We start from the raw sequence: 20,528 nt of genomic DNA on the forward strand, positions 1-20,528 counted from the left end.
ACCCAGCTCCGTCAGGCGTGTGACCTGCGCCTAAGCACGATGACCTAGGGCTCCACAAGGGAAATGACCAACTCCGGGCCGAACGGCTGAGGCAGTTTGAACGTCAACCGGAGGAGAATGGGCGCGTGCCGTGGGAAATCGCCACATACCTCCTCGGCGCCCAGGGGGGCGTCGAGGACGATTTCTCACGACTCTATGCCGCCACGAACCCTGTGCTCATGCGTTACCTGCGTGTCACCACGGACGCGGACCCCGCTGCCCTCGCAGACCTGGCACTCGGCGCCTGGACCGCGGCACTGCCCCAGCTGATGGCCTGCCCTCCCGACGAGGACGCCTGGCTCGAGCTCATCATCGGCTCGGCCCGGGCAGCCGCCGCGGGCAGCCTCAGGACTGCCGACGGGAGCACCCCGCCAGAGAACCCCTCCGCGACCCTCGATGACGTCGACCACGCCATCGAGGCGCTACGGGCGTGCCCGCCCGAGCAGGCGGAGGTGCTGGCAATGGGGCTCGTCGCCAACCTGGACCGCGATGCCACCTCCCGCCTGACCGACCATGAGCCCACTGCCGTGCTGGCCCTGGTGCAGGACGGACAGGAGCGCCTGACGATGTCGCTCGGGGAGCTGACGGAGGTTCTCCGCGCGCCGGGCCGCGACGGCGAGGTGGCCGACGTGCGGCTCGTCACCCCGCTCATGACCGCAGCCCTCACGGGTCCCGCGCCGACGGCGGACGTCCCGACCCACGCCGCTCCCGCCACGACCCTCGTTGCGGCCGCGCCCGCGGCGATCGGGGCGGCCGCCGCCCCCGCCGTGGGTGGTCCCTCGCAGCCGCCGCTGGCCCAGCTCCTGGGCCTGGAGTCAGCCGCCACCGTGTCCTCCCCGGCGATCCCCCTGGCTGCTCTCGGGTCCGCGACGGGGGCCCTCAGCCGGCCGGCGCGCGTTGGCGTGGGAGTGGGTGTCTGGGGGCTCGCCGTCGGCGGCGTGGGCCTTGCGGCCGCGATGAGCGGTCTCGTCACCGTGGCCATCGATGGCATCTTCGGCGATCCGCGCCGGGGTCCGCAGGTCACGGCGCAGGGTCCGGCCCAGCCGGGGACGCCCTCGGACGGCGGCGTCACGACCGGCAACCCCCCGGTCGCACCGGGGCAGCCCGGCACGAACGAGCCACCGGGAACGAGCACTGGCCGCACACCCCAGTCCGTGTCCGTGCCGGGACGGTCGACCGGGATCGAGATCGTGCTGGCGTCGTTTGTCCCCCAGGGCCCGACACCATCGACGCCTACCGAGATCCCGCCTGCCCCGACCCCGCCGACGACCACCCCGCCCACCTCGCCACCGACGACCCCGCCGGTCGCCCCGCCCCCGGGGAGCGACCCTGGCGTGTCGGGAGGCAAGGGCCACGGCAACGGCACCGCCTCGGCGCGCGAGGCGCGTAGGGCGATCCGCCAAGCCAGGGCAACCGCCAGGGCCACCGACAAGGCTGCCAAAGCCGCTGCCAGGGCCGACAGCAAGGCCGACAAGGATCGCGGCAAGGGCAAGGCGCTCGGCCACGACAAGGGCAAGGCCCACGGCAAGGCCCTCGGCCACGACAAGGCCAAGGCCAACGGCAAGGCTGTCGGCCACCAGAAGTCCTGACCCCTGCGCAGCCAGTGCCCGAGGGTCAGCTCCGACCGGGTGCGGTCAGGTGCGGTCGCTCCAGTCAGGTCGCGCGTCGACGTCGTCGGTCGGCGACATCCATGGCGTCGGCCTCCTCGGGCGTCGGCGCAGTGCCGCCCAACCGGGCCGGCAGCAGGTGTCGCTCGGAGTCGGGCCACGCGGGATAGAGCTCCTGGTCCGCGCGCAGCTGGGCGTCCATGACGGCCCTCACCCGGGCCGTGGCCGCCACGGCGTTCTCGTCGGCGCCGACCACGATGGGAGCGCCGACCGTGATGAGCAGCGGGATGCCGTGCCGGCCCATCCGACGGGGCTGCCCCTTGGTCCAGACCCGCTGCGAACCCCAGATCGTGGTCGGCAGGACCGGCACCCCGGCCTCCTGCGCGAGCCGCACCGTGCCGGACTTGAAGGCCTTGAGCTCGAAGGAGCGCGAGATCGTGGCCTCGGGGAACACCCCGATGATCTCGCCGGCGCGCAGTGCGTCGCGTGCGGCGTCGAACGAACCCAGGCCCGCGTCGCGGTCGACGGGGATGTGGTGCATTCCCTTCATCAGCGGGCCGGCCACGGGGTTGGACCAGATGGACTTCTTGGCCATGAACCGCACGTAGCGCCCGACCTTCACCCCCACCAGCCCGGCATACGTGAAGTCGAAGTAGCCGGTGTGGTTGATCGCCAACACCGCTCCCCCGTGCCTCGGCAGGTGATCGGTGCCCTTGAGGGTGATCTTGAGGCCCTGGGCGGCGAACAACAGGCGGGCGAACCCGATGACAGGGGCGTAGACGGGTTCCATGGGGCAACCCTAGAGGTGGGGCGTGTGCACCGGGCCCGCGGAGCGGGCGGGGCGAGCAGGGCGTGGGCCGCGCACGCGTCGCACACCCCGGCATACCCGCAACCAGTTGGTCACCCGGTGCGGGGGGATGGGAAGATTCACGCCATGACCGATGCACCCACCACGTCCGGCGCCACCACGATCCCCGACAAGCCCTCGATCGACGGGCTCGAGGACAAGTGGACGCAGGTATGGCGGGACCAGGGCACCTACTCCTTCGACCGGGAGACGGCGCTCGCGAAGGGCCGTGAGGCGGTCTTCTCGATCGACACCCCGCCCCCCACCGCGAGCGGCAGCCTGCACATGGGGCACGTCTTCTCCTACACGCACACCGACTGCATGGCTCGCTACCAGCGGATGCAGGGTCTCGAGGTGTTCTACCCGATCGGCTGGGACGACAACGGCCTGCCCACCGAGAAGCGCGTGCAGAACTACTACGGCGTGCGCGGCGACGCATCGCTGCCCTACGTCGAGGGTTTCGAGCCGCCGCACCGCGGTGACGCCAAGAGCCTCAAGGCCGCCGACACGCTCCCGATCTCGCGGCAGAACTTCATCGAGCTGTGCGACGAGCTGACCGTCGAGGACGAGAAGGCCTTCGAGTCGCTGTTCCGCCGGATGGGCTTCAGCCTCGACTGGGACATCAGCTACCGCACCATCGACGACCACTCGCGGGCCACGGCGCAGCAGGCGTTCCTGCGCAACCTCGCGCGCGGCGAGGCCTACCAGTCCGAGGCACCGGGACTGTGGGACGTCACCTTCCAGACCGCGGTCGCCCAGGCCGAGCTGGAGGCGCGCGACTACCCCGGCGCCTACCACCGCGTCGCCTTCCACGGCGCCGACGGCCCGATCTACATCGAGACGACCCGGCCCGAGCTGATCCCGTCCGCCGTGGCGCTGATCGCCCACCCCGACGACGAGCGGTATGCCGGCCTGTTCGGCTCCACCGTCCGCTCACCGCTGTTCGGGGTCGAGATCCCCGTGGTCGCCCACCCGGGCGCCGAGCCCGACAAGGGCGCCGGCATCGCGATGTGCTGCACGTTCGGCGACCTCACCGACGTCTTGTGGTGGCGGGAGCTGCAGCTGCCGACGAGGTCGGTCATCACCCGCTCGGGCCGGATCCAGGCCGAGGTGCCCGAGTGGCTGGTGGGTGGTCCGGGCGAGCAGCTGTTCGCGGAGCAGGTCGCGACCAAGACCACCTTCAGCGCACGCGAGGCGATCGTGGCCGCCCTCCGCGAGTCCGGGGACCTCGACGGGGAGCCGAAGCCCACCCAGCGCAAGGCCAACTTCTACGAGCGGGGCGAGAAGCCGCTCGAGATCGTCACCTCCCGCCAGTGGTACATCCGCAACGGCGGGCGCGACGCCGAGCTGAACGCCGAGATGATCGAGCGCGGACGCCAGGTCTCGTTCCACCCGGCGTTCATGCAGGCCCGCTACGAGAACTGGGTGAGCGGGCTCAACGGCGACTGGCTGATCTCGCGCCAGCGGTTCTTCGGCGTCCCGATCCCCGTCTGGTACCCGCTCGACGACAACGGCGACCCGGTCTTCGACAAGCAGCTGGTGCCCGCCGAGGACCAGCTGCCGGTCGACCCGGCGGCCCAGGCTCCCGAGGGCTACGACGAGTCCCAGCGTGGTCAGGCAGGCGGCTTCGTCGGCGACCCCGACATCATGGACACGTGGGCGACGTCGTCGCTGACGCCGCAGATCGCCGGTCGCTGGCGCGACGACCCCGAGCTGTTCGCGGGTGTCTTCCCCATGGATGTCCGCCCCCAGGGGCACGACATCATCCGCACCTGGCTGTTCTCCACCGTCGTGCGGTCGCACTTCGAGTTCGGCTCCGTCCCGTGGCGCAACGCCGCCCTCTCCGGGTGGATCCTCGACCCCGACCGCAAGAAGATGAGCAAGTCCAAGGGCAACGTCGTCACCCCCGAGGACGTCGTCAAGGAGCACAGCGCCGACGCCGTGCGCTACTGGGCGGCCAGCGGTCGCCTCGGTGCCGACGCGGCCTACGACACCGGCCAGATGAAGGTCGGCCGTCGCCTGGCGATCAAGATCCTCAACGCCACGAAGTTCGCGCTGTCGTTCGGCGAAGTCGACATCCAACACGAGCGCGATGCCGAAGTCGGGATCCAACACAGCGGCGAAGTCGACATCCAGAACAGTGGAGGGGTCGGGGCCGACCTCGCGACTGCCGTCACCAACCCGCTGGACCGGGCCATGCTTTCGCAGCTCGGTGACGTGGTCGCCAAGGCCACGGCAGGGTTCGAGGGCTGGGACCACACCCGCTCCCTCGAGGTGAGCGAGACGTTCTTCTGGACCTTCTGCGACGACTACCTCGAGCTCGTCAAGGACCGCGCGTACGGCGGTCAGGGCGAGTCCGAGGCCGCGTCGGCCAGGGCCGCCCTGCGCATCGCCCTCGACGTGCTGCTGCGCCTGTTCGCGCCGATGCTGCCCTACGTGACCGAAGAGGTGTGGTCGTGGTGGCACGAGGGTTCGGTCCACCGCGCCCCCTGGCCGACGACCGCGGACGCCGCGGCCGGAGCCGGCGGCGACGCGGGCCTCCTGACGGCGGTGGGCCATGCCCTGGCCGGCGTGCGCAAGGCCAAGTCGGAGGCAAAGGTCGGCATGCGCGCCGAGGTCGCCTCGATCGTGCTGGCCGGCTCGAGCGAGTGGGCAGAGCGGGTGCGGCTCGCCGAGGCCGACCTGCGCGCGGCCGGCCGGATCACCGGGACGATCGACTACGCCGAGGCGGAGACGCCCGAGGTGCGGGAGGCCGAACTGATCCCGGTGGAGAAGCCGAAGGCCTGAGCTCGACGAGTTCCATTGGGCTGCACCGAGATCCATGGAACGTCCCACCCGGCGATCCGCAGCTCCCGGCTGGCGAAGCGTTCTTCGTCGAGAAGGGTCACCTCTCCGGTCGCGGGGTCATAGACGTCGAGGACGCGGTCACCGTCACCCGGCAGGACGAGGGTGACGTGTCGCGGCAGCAGCCCGTTGCCGATGTAGAGCAGGGCTGGTTCGCCGTCGGCCACGACCTCGACGAGCCGGGCGTGGGCCTCGCGCAGTCCCCCACGCGTGAGCTGCCGCACCGCTCGCAGCTCGTAGTCCGTGCCCCGGCGGGAGGCGCCGAACTCGAGCTCCTTGCGGGCGCCCCAGGGCGGCGTGCCCAAAGCGCGGGGCCACGGCACGTTGAGTCGTCCGCCACCGGCATACAGGCGGTTGGTGCGCCGCATGACGACGCGCTCGTAGGCCGCGAAGCGCTCCTTCTCGGTCGCCCCGGGCGGTGCGTCGGCGCGAGGACCCACGCCGGTGGTGATCCAGCGGGCGAAGGCCGGGTTGACGAGCATCCTGGCGACGGTGAGGCAGGCCGAACCGCACGTCACCGGACTCTGCTGGATGGGGCCGATGTCACCGCTGCGCAACCGGAACCCCGAGGTCATGGCCCCATCCTCGCGGGTGGGGCCGCAAACTTCTACCGGTCCCGTCCCCACCACGGGCACCAGCACCGACTGCGGCACGGCCTGCGGCACGGGGACGTGCTCACCACCGCGCCGACCGGCCGGCGTGGGCCAGCAGCCTGGTCGCGGGCGTCGCCCAGTCCGACACCTCGACTGGCGCGCCGAAGCGGAACGGACGGTCGGCGGCGGTGATGTGGTCGCGCGCCACCGGCCACAGGTCCATGGCCAGGTCCGGTGGGATCGCCCTCGGCCGTGCGATCGCCTCGGCGACGTCCCACCCGTGGAGGGCGATCTCCAGGGCGCCGACCGCACCGAGCAGCTCACGAGGCAGGCTGAGCTCGGCCAGGTCGATGTCGCAGTCCACGCCGCCGCGCACCGACTGCCAGTGGCCGAGCAGTCCCCGCGCCCGGAGGCAGATGCTGTCGAGGAGGTCGGCGCCCTCCGTCGGTGGTTCGGAGGGCACCAGGCTGAGCGAGGTGGCCCGGGCTGCGGCTGCCATCGCCTCGAGCGAGTCGTCCATGTGGCCCAGCAGATCTCGCAGCAGCCACCCGTGACAGGGCGTCGTCCGGTCGAGGTCGGCTGCGGTCACCAGGACCAGGCTGGCACGCGTGTACGCGACGGCGCGTTCGAGCAGCTCCACTGCGCTGGGCGGCCGGCTCTGACCGGTCGCGGTGGGCACCTGCGACCTCACGACGGACCGGTGTAGCCGGACGGTAGCGACGCGGGCAGGCCGAACTTCGCGAACAGCGCGGCGTCGAAGAACGCCGCGACGTGACTGACCTTGACCCCACGATCGAGGGTGAGCACCTGGAGGTGGAACGGGGTGAACGAGCCATCGGGCTGACGCATGTAGAGACCGAAGGCGGGCTGGCCGTTGGCGCTCGTCGCGACCATGGGCATGTCGTGCTCACCACCGGGGCACTGCGTGTCGATCAGGCGACCGATGTTCTCGGCCCCGAGGTACCAGCCCGTGAACGGCGGCATCTCCCACACGGCGTCGCGCGTGAGCATGCCGACGATCGCTGTGATGTCCTTGTCCCAGAACGCCTTCACATAGCGGTCCAACATCTCTTGCTGCTGCGGGTCGAGCTCGGGCTGCACGTCGTCCTGGGTGACCCGAGCCTTGGCGAGCTGGGCATGGGCGCGCTGCAGCGCACTGTTGACGGCTACCTCACTGGTCTCGAGGGCCTCGGCGACCTCGGAGGCCTTCCAGCGCAGCACGTCGCGCAGGATGAGCACCGCACGCTGACGGGCCGGGAGGTGCTGGAGGGCCGCGACGAAGGCCAACCGGATGCTTTCGCGCTGCGCGACGATGGCGGCCGGGTCGGACGTCTCCCCCGCGACCAAGGGGTCCGGAGCCGGCTCCAGCCAGGACACCTCGGTGGACTCCACCAGCTGGTCACCGGCGTTGCTCGACGGCGCGCCCAGCCCCGCAGGCAGGGGCCGACGATCCTTGCCCTCGAGGGCGGTGAGGCAGACGTTGGTGGCGATCCGGTAGAGCCAGGTCCGCACGGACGAACGCCCCTCGAACGCGGCATAGGCCCGCCACGCCCTCAGGTAGGTCTCCTGGACGAGGTCCTCCGCGTCGTGGATCGACCCCGTCATGCGGTAGCAGTGGGCCGTGAGCTCGCGCCTGAAGCCGTCGGTCGCCTCGGGAAAGTCCTCCACGGCAGGCCGCTCGCGCACCTCGGTCATCGGGTCCCCTTCCGTCGTCCGACCAGCCATCGTCCGACCAGCCCTCGTCCAACCAACCATCGTCCGACCGGCTGGTCCAGCCCAGGCCCAGCGGTGCCACATGAGGAAAGACCGGGAAGGGATCGAAAACTCATCGCTGCGTAACGAACTGTGCACGGATTGGGGCGGTTCGCTCGCCACGGCAGGCCCAGATGCCTAAGGTCGATGACCGTGACGCGACGTGGACTCGGCCTGGGCGTGGGGACGGTGGCAACGCTGTTGCTGGCGGCCTGGGTGTCCGCCGCCGGACCGGTCGGGGTCTTCGCGCGACAGGACTTCTCGGGCCCCGACTCGAAGGCTCCGGGCGAGGAGTACGGGCCCGGACCGATCCTCTCGGCCACCAACCAGGGCCTGAAGTCCGCCAGCGTCCGGACCAGCGACCCGTGGCTGGTCAGCCTGGTCGGCTTCGCGATGAAACTGGTGCTGGCCGCGGTGGTGGTCGTGGTGCTGGTGGCCGTCGGACGGGCGCTGCGCGACCGCTGGGCGACACGTGCCGACGCCACGGCCCCGCAGGGCACGGTCGACGTCCTCCCCGAGGTGCTGCTCGAGGGTGCCCGCGAGGGTGTGGAGCTCCTCGCGCGAGGCACCCCCGCCAACGCGGTGGTCGCCGCGTGGGTGGCGCTCGAGGACGCCGTCCGCAGCGCCGGGGTGAGGGACGACGACTCGCGCACCTCGGCCGAGCTCGTCAGCACGGTGCTGCGCTCCTACCGGGTCGACCGAGCGCCCCTCGACACCTTGGCCGCGCTCTACCGCGAGGCGCGGTTCTCCCGTCACCCCATCGCCGAGGACCAGCGCACGACGGCGCGCGAGGCCCTCGTCCAGGTGCAGGCCGAGCTCCAGCGGACCGTCGCCCAGCTCGCGCGGGCCAGGGCTGACCGAGCCAGGGCGACCGCACGGTGATCCGCCGCCTGTCCAGCCTGGCGCCTGCCCAGCTGTTTCTCGTGGTCCTCGCTGTGTGCGTGGCAGTGGGTGCCCTCGCGGTGTCGGTGCCGGTGCTCGGGAACGCGGGGATGCTCCTGGCCGCGCTCGGCCTGTTCGCGGCCCTCGCCGTCCTCGCGCAGTGGCTGTGGCAGTCACGGCAGTCGACGGACTGGGACAACACCTTCACCGAGTCAGCCCCGCCCCGTGGCGCCGACTCGCGGATCGGCCGACTGGCAGCCGACATCCGTGAGGCCGGGTCGGGCGACTCCGCCTCCGCCAGCCGACTCCATGCCGCCCTGAGCGGCCTCGCCGTGGAGCGACTTCGCGACCGCCGGGGCCTCACCCTCGCTGACCACCCCTTCGCTGACGATGGCACCGCCGACGACGCCTCCGCCGCGCTGGGACCCCAGCTCACGGCATACCTCGCCGGGTCCCCGACCACTCGCGTCACCGCCGCCCAGCTCGCGGCGTTCATCACCACTCTGGAGGAGCTCTAAGTGACCCTGACCCTCGACCAGGTCGCCATCCGCGCGACCGCCATCCTCGCCGAGGTCGAACGCGCCGTCGTCGGCAAGCGGCAGAGCCTGGAGATCGTCCTGTCCGGCATCCTGGCCGGTGGTCACGTGCTCATGGAGGACTTCCCCGGGCTGGGCAAGACGCTGGCGGCGCGGTCCTTCGCGCAGGCGCTGGGGCTTGACTTCGCGCGGGCCCAGTTCACCCCCGACCTGCTCCCCAGCGACCTGACCGGGTCCTTCCTCTATGACCAGCGCAGCCACGAGTTCTCGTTCCGCAAGGGACCGCTGTTCACCGGCCTGCTCCTGGCCGACGAGATCAACCGGACGCCCCCGAAGACGCAGTCCGCCCTGCTCGAGGCCATGCAGGAGGGGCAGGTGACCGTCGAGGGCGAGACGTTCGCCCTCCCGAAGCCGTTCCACGTGCTCGCCACGGCGAACCCGGTCGAGTACGAAGGGACCTATCCCCTGCCCGAGGCCCAGCTCGACCGGTTCCTGCTGCGGGTGAGCTTCGGCTATCCCAGCGCGGCCGACGAGTGGGAGGTGCTGCAGCGACGGATGGCGCGCCAGCAGGAGGCACAGGAAGTCGCCGCCGTCACCGACGGGGCCGGGCTGATCGAGATGCAGCGGGCGGTCGAGACGGTCACCGTCGACGAGGGCGTCGGCCAGTACTGCGTGCGGCTGGTCGCCGCCACGCGCACCCACCAGAACCTCCTGATGGGTGCCTCTCCCCGCGCCTCGCTCGCCCTCCTGCTCACGTCGAGGGCGTATGCCGTGCTGCGCGGCCGCGACTACGTCACCCCCGAGGACGTCAAGGCCGTGGCCCACGCCTGCCTCGACCACCGCGTCACCGTGCGCCCCGAGCTGTGGATGAACGACGTCTCCGCAGCCAGCGTGGTCGACAGCGTGCTGTCCTCCGTGCCCACGCCGACGGCCACCGCAGTGGGCCCGCGGACCGGTTTAGAGCGTCCGTGACGCCGGTTCTCGGACGACGCCTGGAGGCGCGCTGGCGGGTGACGTCGGCGCACATCCGGGCGCTGTTCCTCGGGCTGCTGCTCGTCGGTACGGGCGTCGTGCTGCGCCGACCCGATGCCCTGGTGCTCGGGACTCCGTTGCTCCTCGTGGGGCTGTGGGCGACAGCGGTGCGACCGGCAGGGCCACCAGCGGTGCACGCGGCCGTCGCCCATCCCTTGCTGCGCGAGGGCCAGGCGACCCGGTGGGTCGCAACCATCACGCCCGGCCCCGGCGTCGAGGAGGCGGGCCTGGTCCTGCTGCCGACGCCGCACACGACGTTCACCCCCGGATTCCGTGCGGCTGCAACCGCGTTCGCGGCGAAGGCCGCCGCACCGACGTCCCTCGAGATCGTCTGCCAGAGCACTCGCTGGGGTCATCGTCCGCTGGGGCCGGCGACCGTGGCCGTGAGCGGGGCGTTCGGCGCCTTCCGGTGGGAGCCTGAGGCCGTCTCCCTGCCCGCGATCCCCACGGTGCCGCTGCCTGACACGTTCACAGCCCGCGTGCCCGTCCCGCGTCCCGACGGCCTCGTCGGCCAGAACCGCTCGCACCACCCGGGCGAGGGCGGCGAGCTCGACCAGATCCGCCCGTTCCGCTTCGGCGACCGGTTGCGCCGGGTGCACTGGCCGGTGTCGGTGCGCACCGGAGAGCTGCACGTCACCGCGACGCACGCCGACCAGGACAGCGAGATCCTGCTGCTCGTCGATGCCATGAACGACATCGGCCGCAGCGAGGGGATCGGCGGGTCGAGCAGCAGCCTGGACAACGCCGTACGGGCAGCCGGAGCCATCGCCGAGCACTACCTGCGGACCGGGGACCGGGTCGGGTTGCTCGTGCTGGGCGCCAAGGACCTGCCGCACGTCAAGGCCGCCGCCGGGAGCAACCACCTGCGCCGCCTCCTCGACGTCCTGGCCCGGGTCCGGGTCGCCGACAGCACGGTCAGCGACGAGAAGCGGCTGCGCTCCCAGCTGCGCCACCACGTGTCAGCCGGGACCCTCGCGGTCATCCTCACGCCCGCCATCTCCCCCGCGATCCTGGCCCACGCCGTCTCCCTGTCGCGGCGCGGGATCTCGGTCGTCACCGTCGACACGTTGCCGGCCGACCTCGCCCGACCGGACATCCCGGAGGCCGGGCTCGGGCAGCTGTCGCAAACCGCCGACGACCACCCCACCGAGACCCGGCTTGCCTGGCGGCTTCGGCTCCTCGAACGCAGCCACGAGATGAGCCGGGCCCGTCAGACGGGTGTGCCGATCGTTCCGTGGGCCGGCCCCGGGACCCTCGACCTCGTGCTGCGCGACCTCGGCCGCCGCTCCCGCGCGCCCCGGGTGGTGAGTCGCTGATGTCGCGCTCCCAGCTCGTGCTCCGTGGTGTGCTCGCCGTCGCCTCGCTGGCCCTGCTCGTCCTGACTCTGGCGGCGTCCCCGCACCCGATCATCGTGGCCGCCGTGGTCCTCATCGCGCTCACCGTCTACGCGGCGGTCCAGCCGGACTCCGGACTCGTGACGGTCCTGCTCGCCGGCCACGCCCTGCACTGGCTCGCGGCCGTACCCGTGCCGGGCAGCACGGCGGCCTGGCTGGGCCTGCTCGCCGCGGCCTGGGCCGGCCTGGTCCTGCACCTCACGGCGAGCCTCGCGGCCAGCCTGCCGGGGGCGGTACCCGTCCCCGGGCTCAGCCTGCGGCGGTGGGCCCGTCGCGGCGCCATCGTCGCAGCGGCGACGGTCCCCTTCTGGGCCGTGGCGATGCTGTCCGGCCAGGAGGCGGTGGAGGGCGAGGTCTCGCTGACGTATGCCGCGATCGCAGCAGTCGCGCTGCTCACCTTCAGTGTCTGGCTGCTCAGCCGCGAGGACAGCCCCCGCCCCTGAGGCTCCCTCTTCCCGACTTCTGGCCACCCATGCCGCTCCGGGGTGCCTCACAGGGCCCCACACCCGGCACCCATGGCCAGAAGTGCGGGGTGTTGCTCTCAGGCGGAGCGCTTCCTGGTGCGCTTGGGCTCCTCGTCGCGGCGCACGATCGTCGGCAGCACGTTGTCGAGGACGACCTCGCGGCTGACGACGACGCGGGAGATGCCCTCGTCGCTCGGGACGTCGAACATCACCGGCATCAGCACCTCCTCCATGATCGCGCGCAGGCCACGGGCGCCGGTGCCGCGCTTGAGGGCCTGGTCGGCGATGGCCTCGAGGGCGTCGTCCGTGAACTCGAGCTCGACGTTGTCGATCTCGAACATCTTCTTGTACTGCTTGACCAGCGCGTTGCGCGGCTTGGACAGGATCGTGACCAGCGACTCCTGGTCCAGCGGGCTGACCGTGGTGATGACCGGGAGACGGCCGATGAACTCGGGGATGAGGCCGAACTTCATCAGGTCCTCGGGCATCACCTCGTGGATCGAGTCGGCCAGGTCCTTGGGCGTGTGCAGCTCGGAACCGAAGCCGAGCCCCTTCTTGCCGTTCCGCGACTCGATGAGCTTCTCGAGACCGGCGAACGCACCACCCACGATGAACAGCACGTTGGTCGTGTCGATCTGGATGAACTCCTGGTGCGGGTGCTTGCGACCACCCTGGGGCGGGACCGACGCGGTCGTGCCCTCGAGGATCTTGAGCAGCGCCTGCTGGACGCCCTCGCCGGAGACGTCGCGGGTGATCGACGGGTTCTCGCTCTTGCGGGCGATCTTGTCGACCTCGTCGATGTAGATGATGCCCGTCTCGGCCTTCTTGACGTCGTAGTCCGCGGCCTGGATGAGCTTGAGGAGGATGTTCTCGACGTCCTCGCCGACGTAGCCGGCCTCGGTCAGGGCCGTCGCGTCCGCGATGGCGAACGGGACGTTGAGCATCTTGGCCAGCGTCTGCGCGAGGTAGGTCTTGCCACACCCCGTCGGCCCGATGAGCAGGATGTTGGACTTGGCGATGTCGACCGACTCGGCGTCCTTCTTGCCGCCCGCCTCGCCTGCCTGGATCCGCTTGTAGTGGTTGTAGACCGCGACCGCCAGGGACCGCTTGGCCACGTCCTGGCCGACGACGTAGTTCTCGAGGAACTCGAAGATCTCGCGGGGCTTGGGCAGCTCGTCGAGGCCCAGCTCGGAGGACTCGGCGAGCTCTTCCTCGATGATCTCGTTGCACAGGTCGATGCACTCGTCACAGATGTAGACACCCGGACCGGCGATGAGCTTCTTGACCTGCTTCTGGCTCTTGCCGCAGAACGAGCACTTCAGCAGGTCGCCGCTCTCTCCCATGCGTGCCACGCGAAGTCCTCCGGTCTGTCTGACGAATCTGCCTGACGAATCTGCCTGACGGTGCACCGTCCACCTCGGACGGGCAACGCTCCGACGCTACAGCGCGAAGGACCGCCTTCGCTCCATTGAAACCGCCGAGTCGGCCGTTCGTCGCCCTTGTCCGCTGAGGGCGGACAACACGCCGCCAGGCCGATCTGCCGCCCTCTCAGGCGCGTCGGCGACCCCGGCGCAGCACCACCACGAGCGCACTGACGAGCAGGAGGGCGAGCACGCCACCGCCGACCAGGGGCACCAGCCAGGCGCCCTCGCGGGCTGCCGAGGCCGCGCCAGGGGGCTGCGCCGCCTCGTCCACCAGACCCGGTCGCACCGGGTCATGGCCCGGGCCGGTGACGTCCTGCACGTCCGCGACCAGCTCGCTGTCCGCCACGGCCGTCCCACCGCACAATCCGGCCACGAGCGTGTCGCCGCGGGTCTGGGCGAAGACGACGTACTCACGCCCCGGCAGCAGGCCCTCGAGCCCGCACGACGCCCCATGGGCACTGGAGCTCACGTAGGTCGTCTCCATGGCCTCACCGCGGAACACCTCCGAGACGGCGAACCGGTACGTAACGCTGGGATCGCTCGGCTGCAGCACTGCCGGCCCGGACGGCTTGTCGACGTCCTCGAGCGTGCCCCGCAGCACGACGTCGGACCGGTCCACCCACTGCGCCGGCGTCGCGGAGGCGCACGAGCACGCCCACGCGCGAGCCGACGGCAGCACCAGCAGCGCGGCGAACATCAGCGGGACGACGAGCAGCACGCGCTTCATGGCGGTCGGACGCACCCCACCAGTGTGCCGTTCCGGGACGCCGCTTTCGGGCCAAGCGACAGGACGCAGGTATGCCGCCCGCTCGAGGTGAGCGGACGGCATACCGGATGGTGCGGGTCGAGGCGTTGACCCCGGTGGGGTCAGTCCTCGAGGGTGCCCTTGCGGGACGCGAGGACCTCGTCGATGAGGCCGTACTCCTTGGCCTCCTCGGCGGACAGGATCTTGTCGCGCTCGATGTCGTTGCGGACCTGCTCGGGCGTGCGGCCGGAGTGCTTGGCCCACGTCTCCTCGAGCCAGGTGCGCATGCGGAGCACCTCGTTGGCCTGGATCTCGATGTCGGACGCCTGCCCACCCATGCCGCCCTCGAGGGCCGGCTGGTGGATGAGGATCCGCGCGTTCGGCAGGGCGAACCGCTTGCCCTTCGCGCCGGCCGACAGCAGCACGGCGGCCGCCGAGGCAGCCTGGCCGATGACGAACGTCTGCACGTCGGGACGGATGTACTGCATCGTGTCGTAGATCGCGGCCATCGCGGTGAACGAGCCACCGGGGCTGTTGATGTACATCAGGATGTCGCGGTCGGGGTCCTGCGACTCCAGCACGATCAGCTGGGCGATGACGTCGTCCGCGGACGCGTCGTCGACCTGCACACCGAGGAAGATGATGCGGTCCTCGAAGAGCTTGGTGTAGGGGTCCAGCCGCTTCATGCCGTAGGAGGTGCGCTCCTCGAACGACGGCAGGATGTAGCGGCTCGACGGCCCCGGCACCTGCGGGCCGCCCTGGCGTCCGCCGTGCATGGAGGGGTTGATGTTGGCGTTCATGTGTCGATCCCTCACTTGTCCCCGGTGACCGGGTTGTCGTCGCTGCCGCCACGGCCACCGGCCTGGGCGGCACTGCTGAACACGTGGTCGACGAAGCCGTACTCCTTGGCCTCCTCGGCGCTGAACCAGCGGTCGCGGTCGGAGTCCTTCTCGATCTGGTCCTTGGTCTGACCGGTGTGCTCGGCGATCAGCTCGGCCATCTGCTTCTTGACGTAGAGCATCTGCTCGGCCTGGATCTTGATGTCGGAGGCCGTGCCCCCGATGCCACCGGACGGCTGGTGCATCATCACGCGGGCGTGCGGCGTGGCGTAGCGCTTGCCGTGGGTGCCTGCGGAGAGCAGGAACTGCCCCATCGAGGCGGCCATCCCCATCGCGACCGTGGCCACGTCGTTGGGGATCCACTTCATCGTGTCGTAGATCGCCATGCCCGCGGAGATGGAGCCGCCGGGGCTGTTGATGTAGAGCCAGATGTCCTTGCCCGGGTCCTCCGCGGCGAGCAGCAGCAGCTGTGCGCAGATCGCGTTCGCGTTGTCGTCGCGCACGTCGGAGCCGAGGAAGATGATCCGCTCCTTGAGCAGACGGTTGTAGATGTGGTCGTCCAGACCACCCTGCGGGCCCTCGCCCGCGGCGACAATCTCGTTCACCATGTCTCCATCACTTGAGGTCCTTGCCTGTCAGTGACCCTAACGCGGTCATGGTGGGCAGAAGTCCCCGATCCGCACCATGTTCGCCCTGAGCGCACAGCACTCAAGGTGACTGACGGCCAGGGCCGGGCCCCACCCAGCACGGACGAGGTATGCCGCCGGGCCGGCCCCGCGGCATACCCGTCAGTCCGTGGCGGGCTCGCCCGCAGGCTCGGACGCGCGGACGCGCGCCAGCTCCCGGGTGGCCGGGATGACGAGCATGGCGAGCGCGACCATGCCGGTGACGGCCATCAGGGCGCGGAGCACCGTGAAGTGGTCGCCGAGGAAGCCGAGCATCGGTGGGCCGGCGATGAAGGCGGTGTAGCCGATCGTCGCGACGACCGACATGCGGGCAGCGGCGCGGGCCGGGTCGTCCGCCGACGCGCTCATCCCCACGGGGAAGCCCAGCGAGGCGCCGACGCCCCACACGGCAGTGCCGGCGTAGGCCATCCAGGCAGGTCCGAAGATCACCATGAGCGAACCGACCGCGGCCATGGCGAAGGTGGCACGCAGGACCGGGACGCGACCGTAGGTGTCGAGCAAGCGCGTGCCGACCAGCCGGCCGAGGGTCATGAAGGACAGGAAGGAGGCGAAGGCGAGCACGCCTGCCCACGCCGGGACGTCGTGGCCCTCGACGAAGGCGACCGAGATCCAGTCGTTGGCGGTGCCCTCAGTGAACGCCGCGGCCAGGACGACCAGGCCGATCATCAGGGTGCGCGGTTCCAGCCAGGCCGACCGAGGCCTGGTGCCGGCCGACTCTGCGGTCCGCCGCTCGTCCTCCTCGGAGACCTCGGCCTCGCGGGGCAGGAAGGAGCGCAGGGCCCAGACCCCGAGCACGGCGGACACCACGATGGCGATGGTGAAGTGCACGAGCAGCGGCACGTGGCCCCACGACATGCCTGCGCCGACCAGCGCACTGAGCACGGTGCCCCCCGAGAACGCGGCGTGGAAGTGCGGCATGACGGTCTTGCCGAGCAGCTGTTCGACGGCGGCGCCCTCGAGGTTCATGGCGACGTCCCAGACCCCCACACCCATGCCGAGGAGGTAGAGGCCGACCGCCATCACCCACCGCGACTCGAGCAGGTCCACGGCCGCGGCGATCACGACCAGCCCGGCGAAGCCGAACACCATGCCCAGCTGGATGGTCCGGGACGCACCCAGCCTGCCCGCGATGCGACCGGCCGAGGGCAGCGCCGTGAGCGAGCCGGCCGACATGGCGAACAGCGTCAGCCCCAGCTCACCCGCAGTGAGCCCCAGGTCGACCTTGGTGTCCGCGATCCGCGACGCGAACGTCGCGAAGGCGATGCCTGCCAACGCGAAGACGACGAAGACGGCGTTGCGGGCCTGGACGGCCCGGGCGGTGGCAGACGTGGTCGAAGGGGTGGTCGGAGGCGTGGTCGAAGGGGTGGTCGACGGGGCGGCCCCACGGGTGGCGTCGGGGGCGGTCGGCTGGGTCACTGCGCGCTCTCTCGGGATGGTTTCGAAGCGATCGAATCGATTCGGTCGAATCGATTCGATAGTGTCTACCCCATGAGTCGTGCCCGTCAACTTCGACCGACCCTGCGCGCCGTGGCGCAGGCAGCCGGGGTCTCCACGTCGACGGCCTCCCTCGCCTTCAGCGGCAAGGGCCCCGTGGCGCCCGAGACCGTGGCGCGCGTGCTCGCCGCCGCTGAGCAGCTCGGGTACGCCGGACCGGACCCGCTCGCGTCGTCCCTGCGCCACGGACGGTCCGGCGTCGTGGGAGTCGTCGTCGAGGGGCGGCTCCTGCACGCGTTCCGCGACCCGTTCGCCGTCAGCGTGCTGGACGGCCTCTCACAGGTCCTCGACGAGATCCCGGCCGGGATGCTCCTGATCGCCCAACCCGCCGGCACCCCCGAACGCGCGATCACCCAGCTCTCCGCGACAGCCCTCGACGCCGTCGTGTTCTCGCTGTGCGGTCCCGACAGCAACCCTGCGGTCGACCACCTGGCCGCTCGCGGCATACCGATGCTGGGAGACGGGTCTCCCGCCGACCCCCGGGTCGCCCAGCTCTCGCTTGACAACCGCGGCGCCACGGTGGCGCTGGGACGCCACCTGACCGACCTCGGGCACCGCCGCGTGGCCCACCTGATGATGCCGCTTCGGCACGACTCCCCCACCGGGCTCGCGACCCTGGACGACGTGGCTGCGGCGGGGTTCGCGGACACCAGGGACCGCGCGCTCGGCTTCCTGGACGTCTTCGGGGCGGACAGCGGCGACACCGCCGCGGCGCCGCGCCTCGCGCAGACTGCCATCCCCGACGTGGAGCAGGGCGCGATCGCGGCACGGCTGCTGCTGGACCTCCCCCCGGCGTTGCGACCCACGGCGATCGTCGCCCAGTCGGACCTGCTGGCGATGGGAGTCGTTCGCGCCGCGGCAGAGCTCGGCCTGAGCGTGCCCGGCGACCTCAGCGTGACCGGGTTCGACGGGGTCGAGCTGCCGTGGTTCGCCGGCACGCTGACCACGGTCGACCAGCACGGCCTCGCCAAGGGACGGCTGATGGGCGAGATGCTCCGTCAGCTGCTCGACGGCCGGCGCCCCGACGACGCGGTGCAGCCGACCGACCTGCGGATCGGGACGACGACAGCGCCGCCGGCGACCCGCTGACCGGACCTGACTCGGACCCTGTCGCGGACCCTGTCGCGGTCCGGCTCAGCCGCGGACCGGCTCGGTCTCGGCGCCCACCGGCGCCGCTGCCTCGTCGGCGTCCCGGCGGGCCACGATGGCGTCCATGGTCGCCGCAGACGGCTCTGCGACCACGTGGACCGTGATGTAGTGGCCACGGTCGTCGACGGTCACCGCACCCTCGAACTCCATCAGGCTGTCGGTGCACCCGATCGTGTGGGCCTCCCACTGCACGTCGGTGGCCACGGACAGCCAGAGCCGCTCGACCCCCATGCCCGCTTCCCACGGCAGCACGTCGTCGGCGCAGCGGCAGACCCCGATCACCATCTGGCTCGGGTCCTCGGTGTGCCCGAACTCGATCTCGTCGAACAGCCGGCTCGCGGTCAGGGCGCTGTGCAGCGCGTGGCGGAGCCGGGTCGCCGTGAGGTCGTCCGCCGGGTTGGCGTTCTCCTGCACCGCGGTCCGCAGCTTGTGGAAGGCAGTGATGTCCATGCCTCATCGTCCGGCGTAGCGGCACTGCTGCGGGTCACCCAAATGACGTATGCCGCTCACCCTACGAAGGGGTGAGCGGCATACGGTTTGGGTTGTTGTGACCCCGTTCTGGGTCGATCAGGCGTGCTCGTGACCTTCGTGGTCGCCGTGGTCGTGGCCCTCGTGGCCACCCTCGAACAGCTGCGACGCGACGTCGGTGGCGGTGACCTCGTTGAGGTCCACCGGCTGGCCGGCCGTGTCGACGACCGTGGCCTGCTCGAGGACGGCGGCAAGCGCCTTGCGACGTGCGACCTCGGCCACCATCGCGGGGACCTGACCCTGCTGGTCGATGGCCTGGGCGAACTGGTTGGGGTCCATGCCGTACTGCTGGGCGGACATGACGAGGTACTCGATGAGCTCGGGCTGCTCGACCTTGACCTCGGTCTTCTCGGCGATCGCGTCGAGGAGGAACTGGGCCTTGAGCGCCTTGCGGGTGTTGGCGTCGACCTCGGCGCGGTGCTCGGCGTCCTCGAGGCGGTTCTCGCCCTCGAGGTGCTGGTTGACCTCGGCCTCCACGACGCCGTCCGGCACCGGGATGTCGATGGTGTCGAGGAGGTGCTCGAGCACCTTGTCGCGGGCCTGTACGCCCTGCTCGAACTTGGCTGCCTGGTCGGCCTGCTTGGTGACGTCCTCGCGCAGCTCCTTGAGGGTGTCGAACTCCGACGCCAGCTGGGCGAAGTCGTCGTCGAGCGGGGGCAGCTCGCGGACCTTGACCGACTGGACGGTCACCACGACGTCGGCGTCCTCGCCCTCGCGGTCGCCGCCGGCGAGGGGCGCCGTGAACGACTTGGTCTCCTCGGCCGCCATCCCGGTCAGCGCCTCGTCGAGCCCGTCGAGCATGTTGCCCGAGCCGACCTCGTAGGAGATGCCGGTCACCGAGTCGATCTCGTCCTCGCCGATGCTGGCCTTGAGGTCGATGGACACGAAGTCACCGTTCTCGACTGCGCGCTCGACACCCTTGAGGGTGCCGAACCGCTCCTGCAGCGCGATGAGCCGGGCCTCGACGTCCTCGTTGGACGCCTTGGCCTCGTCGACCTCGACGGTGATGCCGCTGAAGTCGTCGGGCAGCTGGACCTCGGGGCGCACGTCGACCTCGACGGTGAACTTGAGGTCCTGGCCGTCCTCGGCCGGCACCTCGGTCACGTCGACCTCGGGCTGCCCGATGGGACGGACCTTGTTCTCCTCCACGGCCTGGCCGTAGAACTGCGGCAGCGCCTCGTTGACGGCCTCCTGCAGGACCGCGCCGCGACCGACCCGCTGGTCGATGATGCGCGAGGGAACCTTGCCCTTGCGGAATCCGGGCACCTGGATCTGCGAGCCGATGGTGGCGTAGGCGGCGTCGAGGCTCGGCTTGAGCTCCTCGAACGGCACCTCGACGGTCAGCTTGACCCGGGTCGGGTTCAGGGTCTCGACGGCACTCTTCACTGCGGGATACTCCAAGGTCGTGGGGGCGTGGTGCGTGCTTGTGGTGCGGGGCACTGCTGGTCACCTCGCGGGTGGGGCAATGCGAAGGCCCGCTGCGCCGGCTGTGACAGGCGGCGACCGGGCCAAAACCTCATGGTAGCCGCTGCGCGCCCGCGCTCCGAACCGGCGGCACACCAGCCTCACGAGTATGCCGGGTGGGGCCGCCCCCACACCGGTCGCCCGAGCGCCCATGACATCCGTCACGACTTTGCGTCAAGGGTCTCCCCGGCGTGTCCCATTTCTTCGCC

General features: G+C 71.0%; 19 protein-coding genes. 8 read left to right on the forward strand and 11 right to left on the reverse strand.

Annotated elements, in window-relative coordinates; all coding sequences use genetic code 11:
- The first annotated feature begins 125 nt into the window (after window positions 1-125).
- On the forward strand, window positions 126-1,628 hold the full coding sequence (locus AC1DVZ_RS03260) for a hypothetical protein (RefSeq protein WP_477616751.1): 1,503 nt from the start codon (window positions 126-128) through the stop codon (window positions 1,626-1,628).
- 64 nt (window positions 1,629-1,692) lie between these two features.
- Here AC1DVZ_RS03260 and AC1DVZ_RS03265 read toward each other — a convergent pair whose 3' ends face one another.
- Window positions 1,693-2,436, reverse strand: a complete 744-nt coding sequence (locus AC1DVZ_RS03265) for a lysophospholipid acyltransferase family protein (protein WP_477616752.1) — start codon at window positions 2,434-2,436, stop codon at window positions 1,693-1,695.
- Window positions 2,437-2,580: 144 nt separating this feature from the next.
- Here AC1DVZ_RS03265 and valS point away from each other — a divergent pair, with 144 nt between their 5' ends.
- Window positions 2,581-5,280 (forward strand): valine--tRNA ligase, encoded by a 2,700-nt coding sequence (gene valS / locus AC1DVZ_RS03270; protein ID WP_477616753.1) that lies wholly within the window; start codon window positions 2,581-2,583, stop codon window positions 5,278-5,280.
- Here valS and AC1DVZ_RS03275 read toward each other — a convergent pair.
- The 3 genes from AC1DVZ_RS03275 to AC1DVZ_RS03285 all read right to left on the reverse strand — a co-directional run bounded on the left by AC1DVZ_RS03275 (window position 5,211) and on the right by AC1DVZ_RS03285 (window position 7,625).
- Entirely contained in the window at window positions 5,211-5,912 is a 702-nt protein-coding gene (locus tag AC1DVZ_RS03275) for a hypothetical protein (RefSeq protein ID WP_477616754.1), read from the reverse strand. The two genes, valS and AC1DVZ_RS03275, sit on opposite strands and share 70 nt — an antisense overlap.
- Before the next feature lie 100 nt (window positions 5,913-6,012).
- Window positions 6,013-6,609, reverse strand: coding sequence for a TIGR03086 family metal-binding protein (locus tag AC1DVZ_RS03280; RefSeq protein ID WP_477616755.1), 597 nt, complete (start codon window positions 6,607-6,609; stop codon window positions 6,013-6,015).
- Window positions 6,610-6,617: 8 nt separating this feature from the next.
- Window positions 6,618-7,625: a sigma-70 family RNA polymerase sigma factor gene (locus tag AC1DVZ_RS03285; RefSeq protein WP_477616756.1), complete on the reverse strand. Its 1,008-nt coding sequence runs from the start codon at window positions 7,623-7,625 to the stop codon at window positions 6,618-6,620.
- A gap of 210 nt (window positions 7,626-7,835) precedes the next feature.
- On the opposite strand from AC1DVZ_RS03285, the gene AC1DVZ_RS03290 reads away from it, so the two are divergent.
- Genes AC1DVZ_RS03290 through AC1DVZ_RS03310 form a run of 5 tightly spaced genes read left to right on the forward strand, consistent with a single transcriptional unit; the run spans window position 7,836 to window position 11,969 of the window.
- Window positions 7,836-8,564 (forward strand): DUF4129 domain-containing protein, encoded by a 729-nt coding sequence (locus tag AC1DVZ_RS03290; protein WP_477616757.1) that lies wholly within the window; start codon window positions 7,836-7,838, stop codon window positions 8,562-8,564.
- On the forward strand, window positions 8,561-9,082 hold the full coding sequence (locus AC1DVZ_RS03295) for a hypothetical protein (RefSeq protein WP_477616758.1): 522 nt from the start codon (window positions 8,561-8,563) through the stop codon (window positions 9,080-9,082). Before AC1DVZ_RS03290 ends, AC1DVZ_RS03295 begins: the two co-directional genes overlap by 4 nt.
- Window positions 9,083-10,072 carry an AAA family ATPase gene (locus tag AC1DVZ_RS03300; RefSeq protein ID WP_477616759.1) on the forward strand — a complete coding sequence of 330 codons (990 nt, stop codon included), beginning with the start codon at window positions 9,083-9,085 and terminating at the stop codon, window positions 10,070-10,072.
- The gene (locus AC1DVZ_RS03305; RefSeq protein WP_477616760.1) at window positions 10,069-11,448 is read left to right on the forward strand and encodes a DUF58 domain-containing protein; all 1,380 of its coding nucleotides are present in this window, start codon (window positions 10,069-10,071) and stop codon (window positions 11,446-11,448) included. The genes AC1DVZ_RS03300 and AC1DVZ_RS03305 overlap by 4 nt, the downstream gene beginning before the upstream one ends.
- Complete coding sequence (locus AC1DVZ_RS03310; RefSeq protein WP_477616761.1) at window positions 11,448-11,969, forward strand: hypothetical protein; 522 nt, start codon at window positions 11,448-11,450, stop codon at window positions 11,967-11,969. The genes AC1DVZ_RS03305 and AC1DVZ_RS03310 overlap by 1 nt, the downstream gene beginning before the upstream one ends.
- A gap of 98 nt (window positions 11,970-12,067) precedes the next feature.
- On the opposite strand, the gene clpX is transcribed toward AC1DVZ_RS03310, so the two are convergent.
- The 5 genes from clpX to AC1DVZ_RS03335 all read right to left on the reverse strand — a co-directional run bounded on the left by clpX (window position 12,068) and on the right by AC1DVZ_RS03335 (window position 17,100).
- Window positions 12,068-13,342, reverse strand: coding sequence for an ATP-dependent Clp protease ATP-binding subunit ClpX (gene clpX / locus AC1DVZ_RS03315; protein ID WP_477616762.1), 1,275 nt, complete (start codon window positions 13,340-13,342; stop codon window positions 12,068-12,070).
- A 196-nt stretch (window positions 13,343-13,538) separates the two neighbouring features.
- Window positions 13,539-14,156, reverse strand: a complete 618-nt coding sequence (locus tag AC1DVZ_RS03320) for a hypothetical protein (RefSeq protein WP_477616763.1) — start codon at window positions 14,154-14,156, stop codon at window positions 13,539-13,541.
- 125 nt (window positions 14,157-14,281) lie between these two features.
- Window positions 14,282-14,959 (reverse strand): ATP-dependent Clp protease proteolytic subunit, encoded by a 678-nt coding sequence (locus tag AC1DVZ_RS03325; RefSeq protein WP_477616764.1) that lies wholly within the window; start codon window positions 14,957-14,959, stop codon window positions 14,282-14,284.
- 11 nt (window positions 14,960-14,970) lie between these two features.
- Window positions 14,971-15,606 (reverse strand): ATP-dependent Clp protease proteolytic subunit, encoded by a 636-nt coding sequence (locus AC1DVZ_RS03330; protein ID WP_477616765.1) that lies wholly within the window; start codon window positions 15,604-15,606, stop codon window positions 14,971-14,973.
- Window positions 15,607-15,786: 180 nt separating this feature from the next.
- Window positions 15,787-17,100, reverse strand: coding sequence for an MFS transporter (locus AC1DVZ_RS03335; protein ID WP_477616766.1), 1,314 nt, complete (start codon window positions 17,098-17,100; stop codon window positions 15,787-15,789).
- A 72-nt stretch (window positions 17,101-17,172) separates the two neighbouring features.
- On the opposite strand from AC1DVZ_RS03335, the gene AC1DVZ_RS03340 reads away from it, so the two are divergent.
- Window positions 17,173-18,267: a LacI family DNA-binding transcriptional regulator gene (locus AC1DVZ_RS03340; RefSeq protein ID WP_477616767.1), complete on the forward strand. Its 1,095-nt coding sequence runs from the start codon at window positions 17,173-17,175 to the stop codon at window positions 18,265-18,267.
- Between the two features lie 45 nt (window positions 18,268-18,312).
- Here the strand turns inward: AC1DVZ_RS03340 and AC1DVZ_RS03345 are convergent, their stop codons facing one another.
- Together AC1DVZ_RS03345 and tig are read right to left on the reverse strand one after the other, a co-directional pair.
- A complete protein-coding gene (locus AC1DVZ_RS03345; RefSeq protein WP_477616768.1) occupies window positions 18,313-18,777 on the reverse strand; it encodes a hypothetical protein in 465 nt (154 codons plus the stop codon).
- Window positions 18,778-18,894: 117 nt separating this feature from the next.
- Window positions 18,895-20,241 (reverse strand): trigger factor, encoded by a 1,347-nt coding sequence (gene tig / locus AC1DVZ_RS03350; RefSeq protein WP_477616797.1) that lies wholly within the window; start codon window positions 20,239-20,241, stop codon window positions 18,895-18,897.
- Window positions 20,242-20,528: the final 287 nt, after the last annotated feature.

It is taken from the genome of Pedococcus sp. P2_E5 (assembly GCF_056403895.1).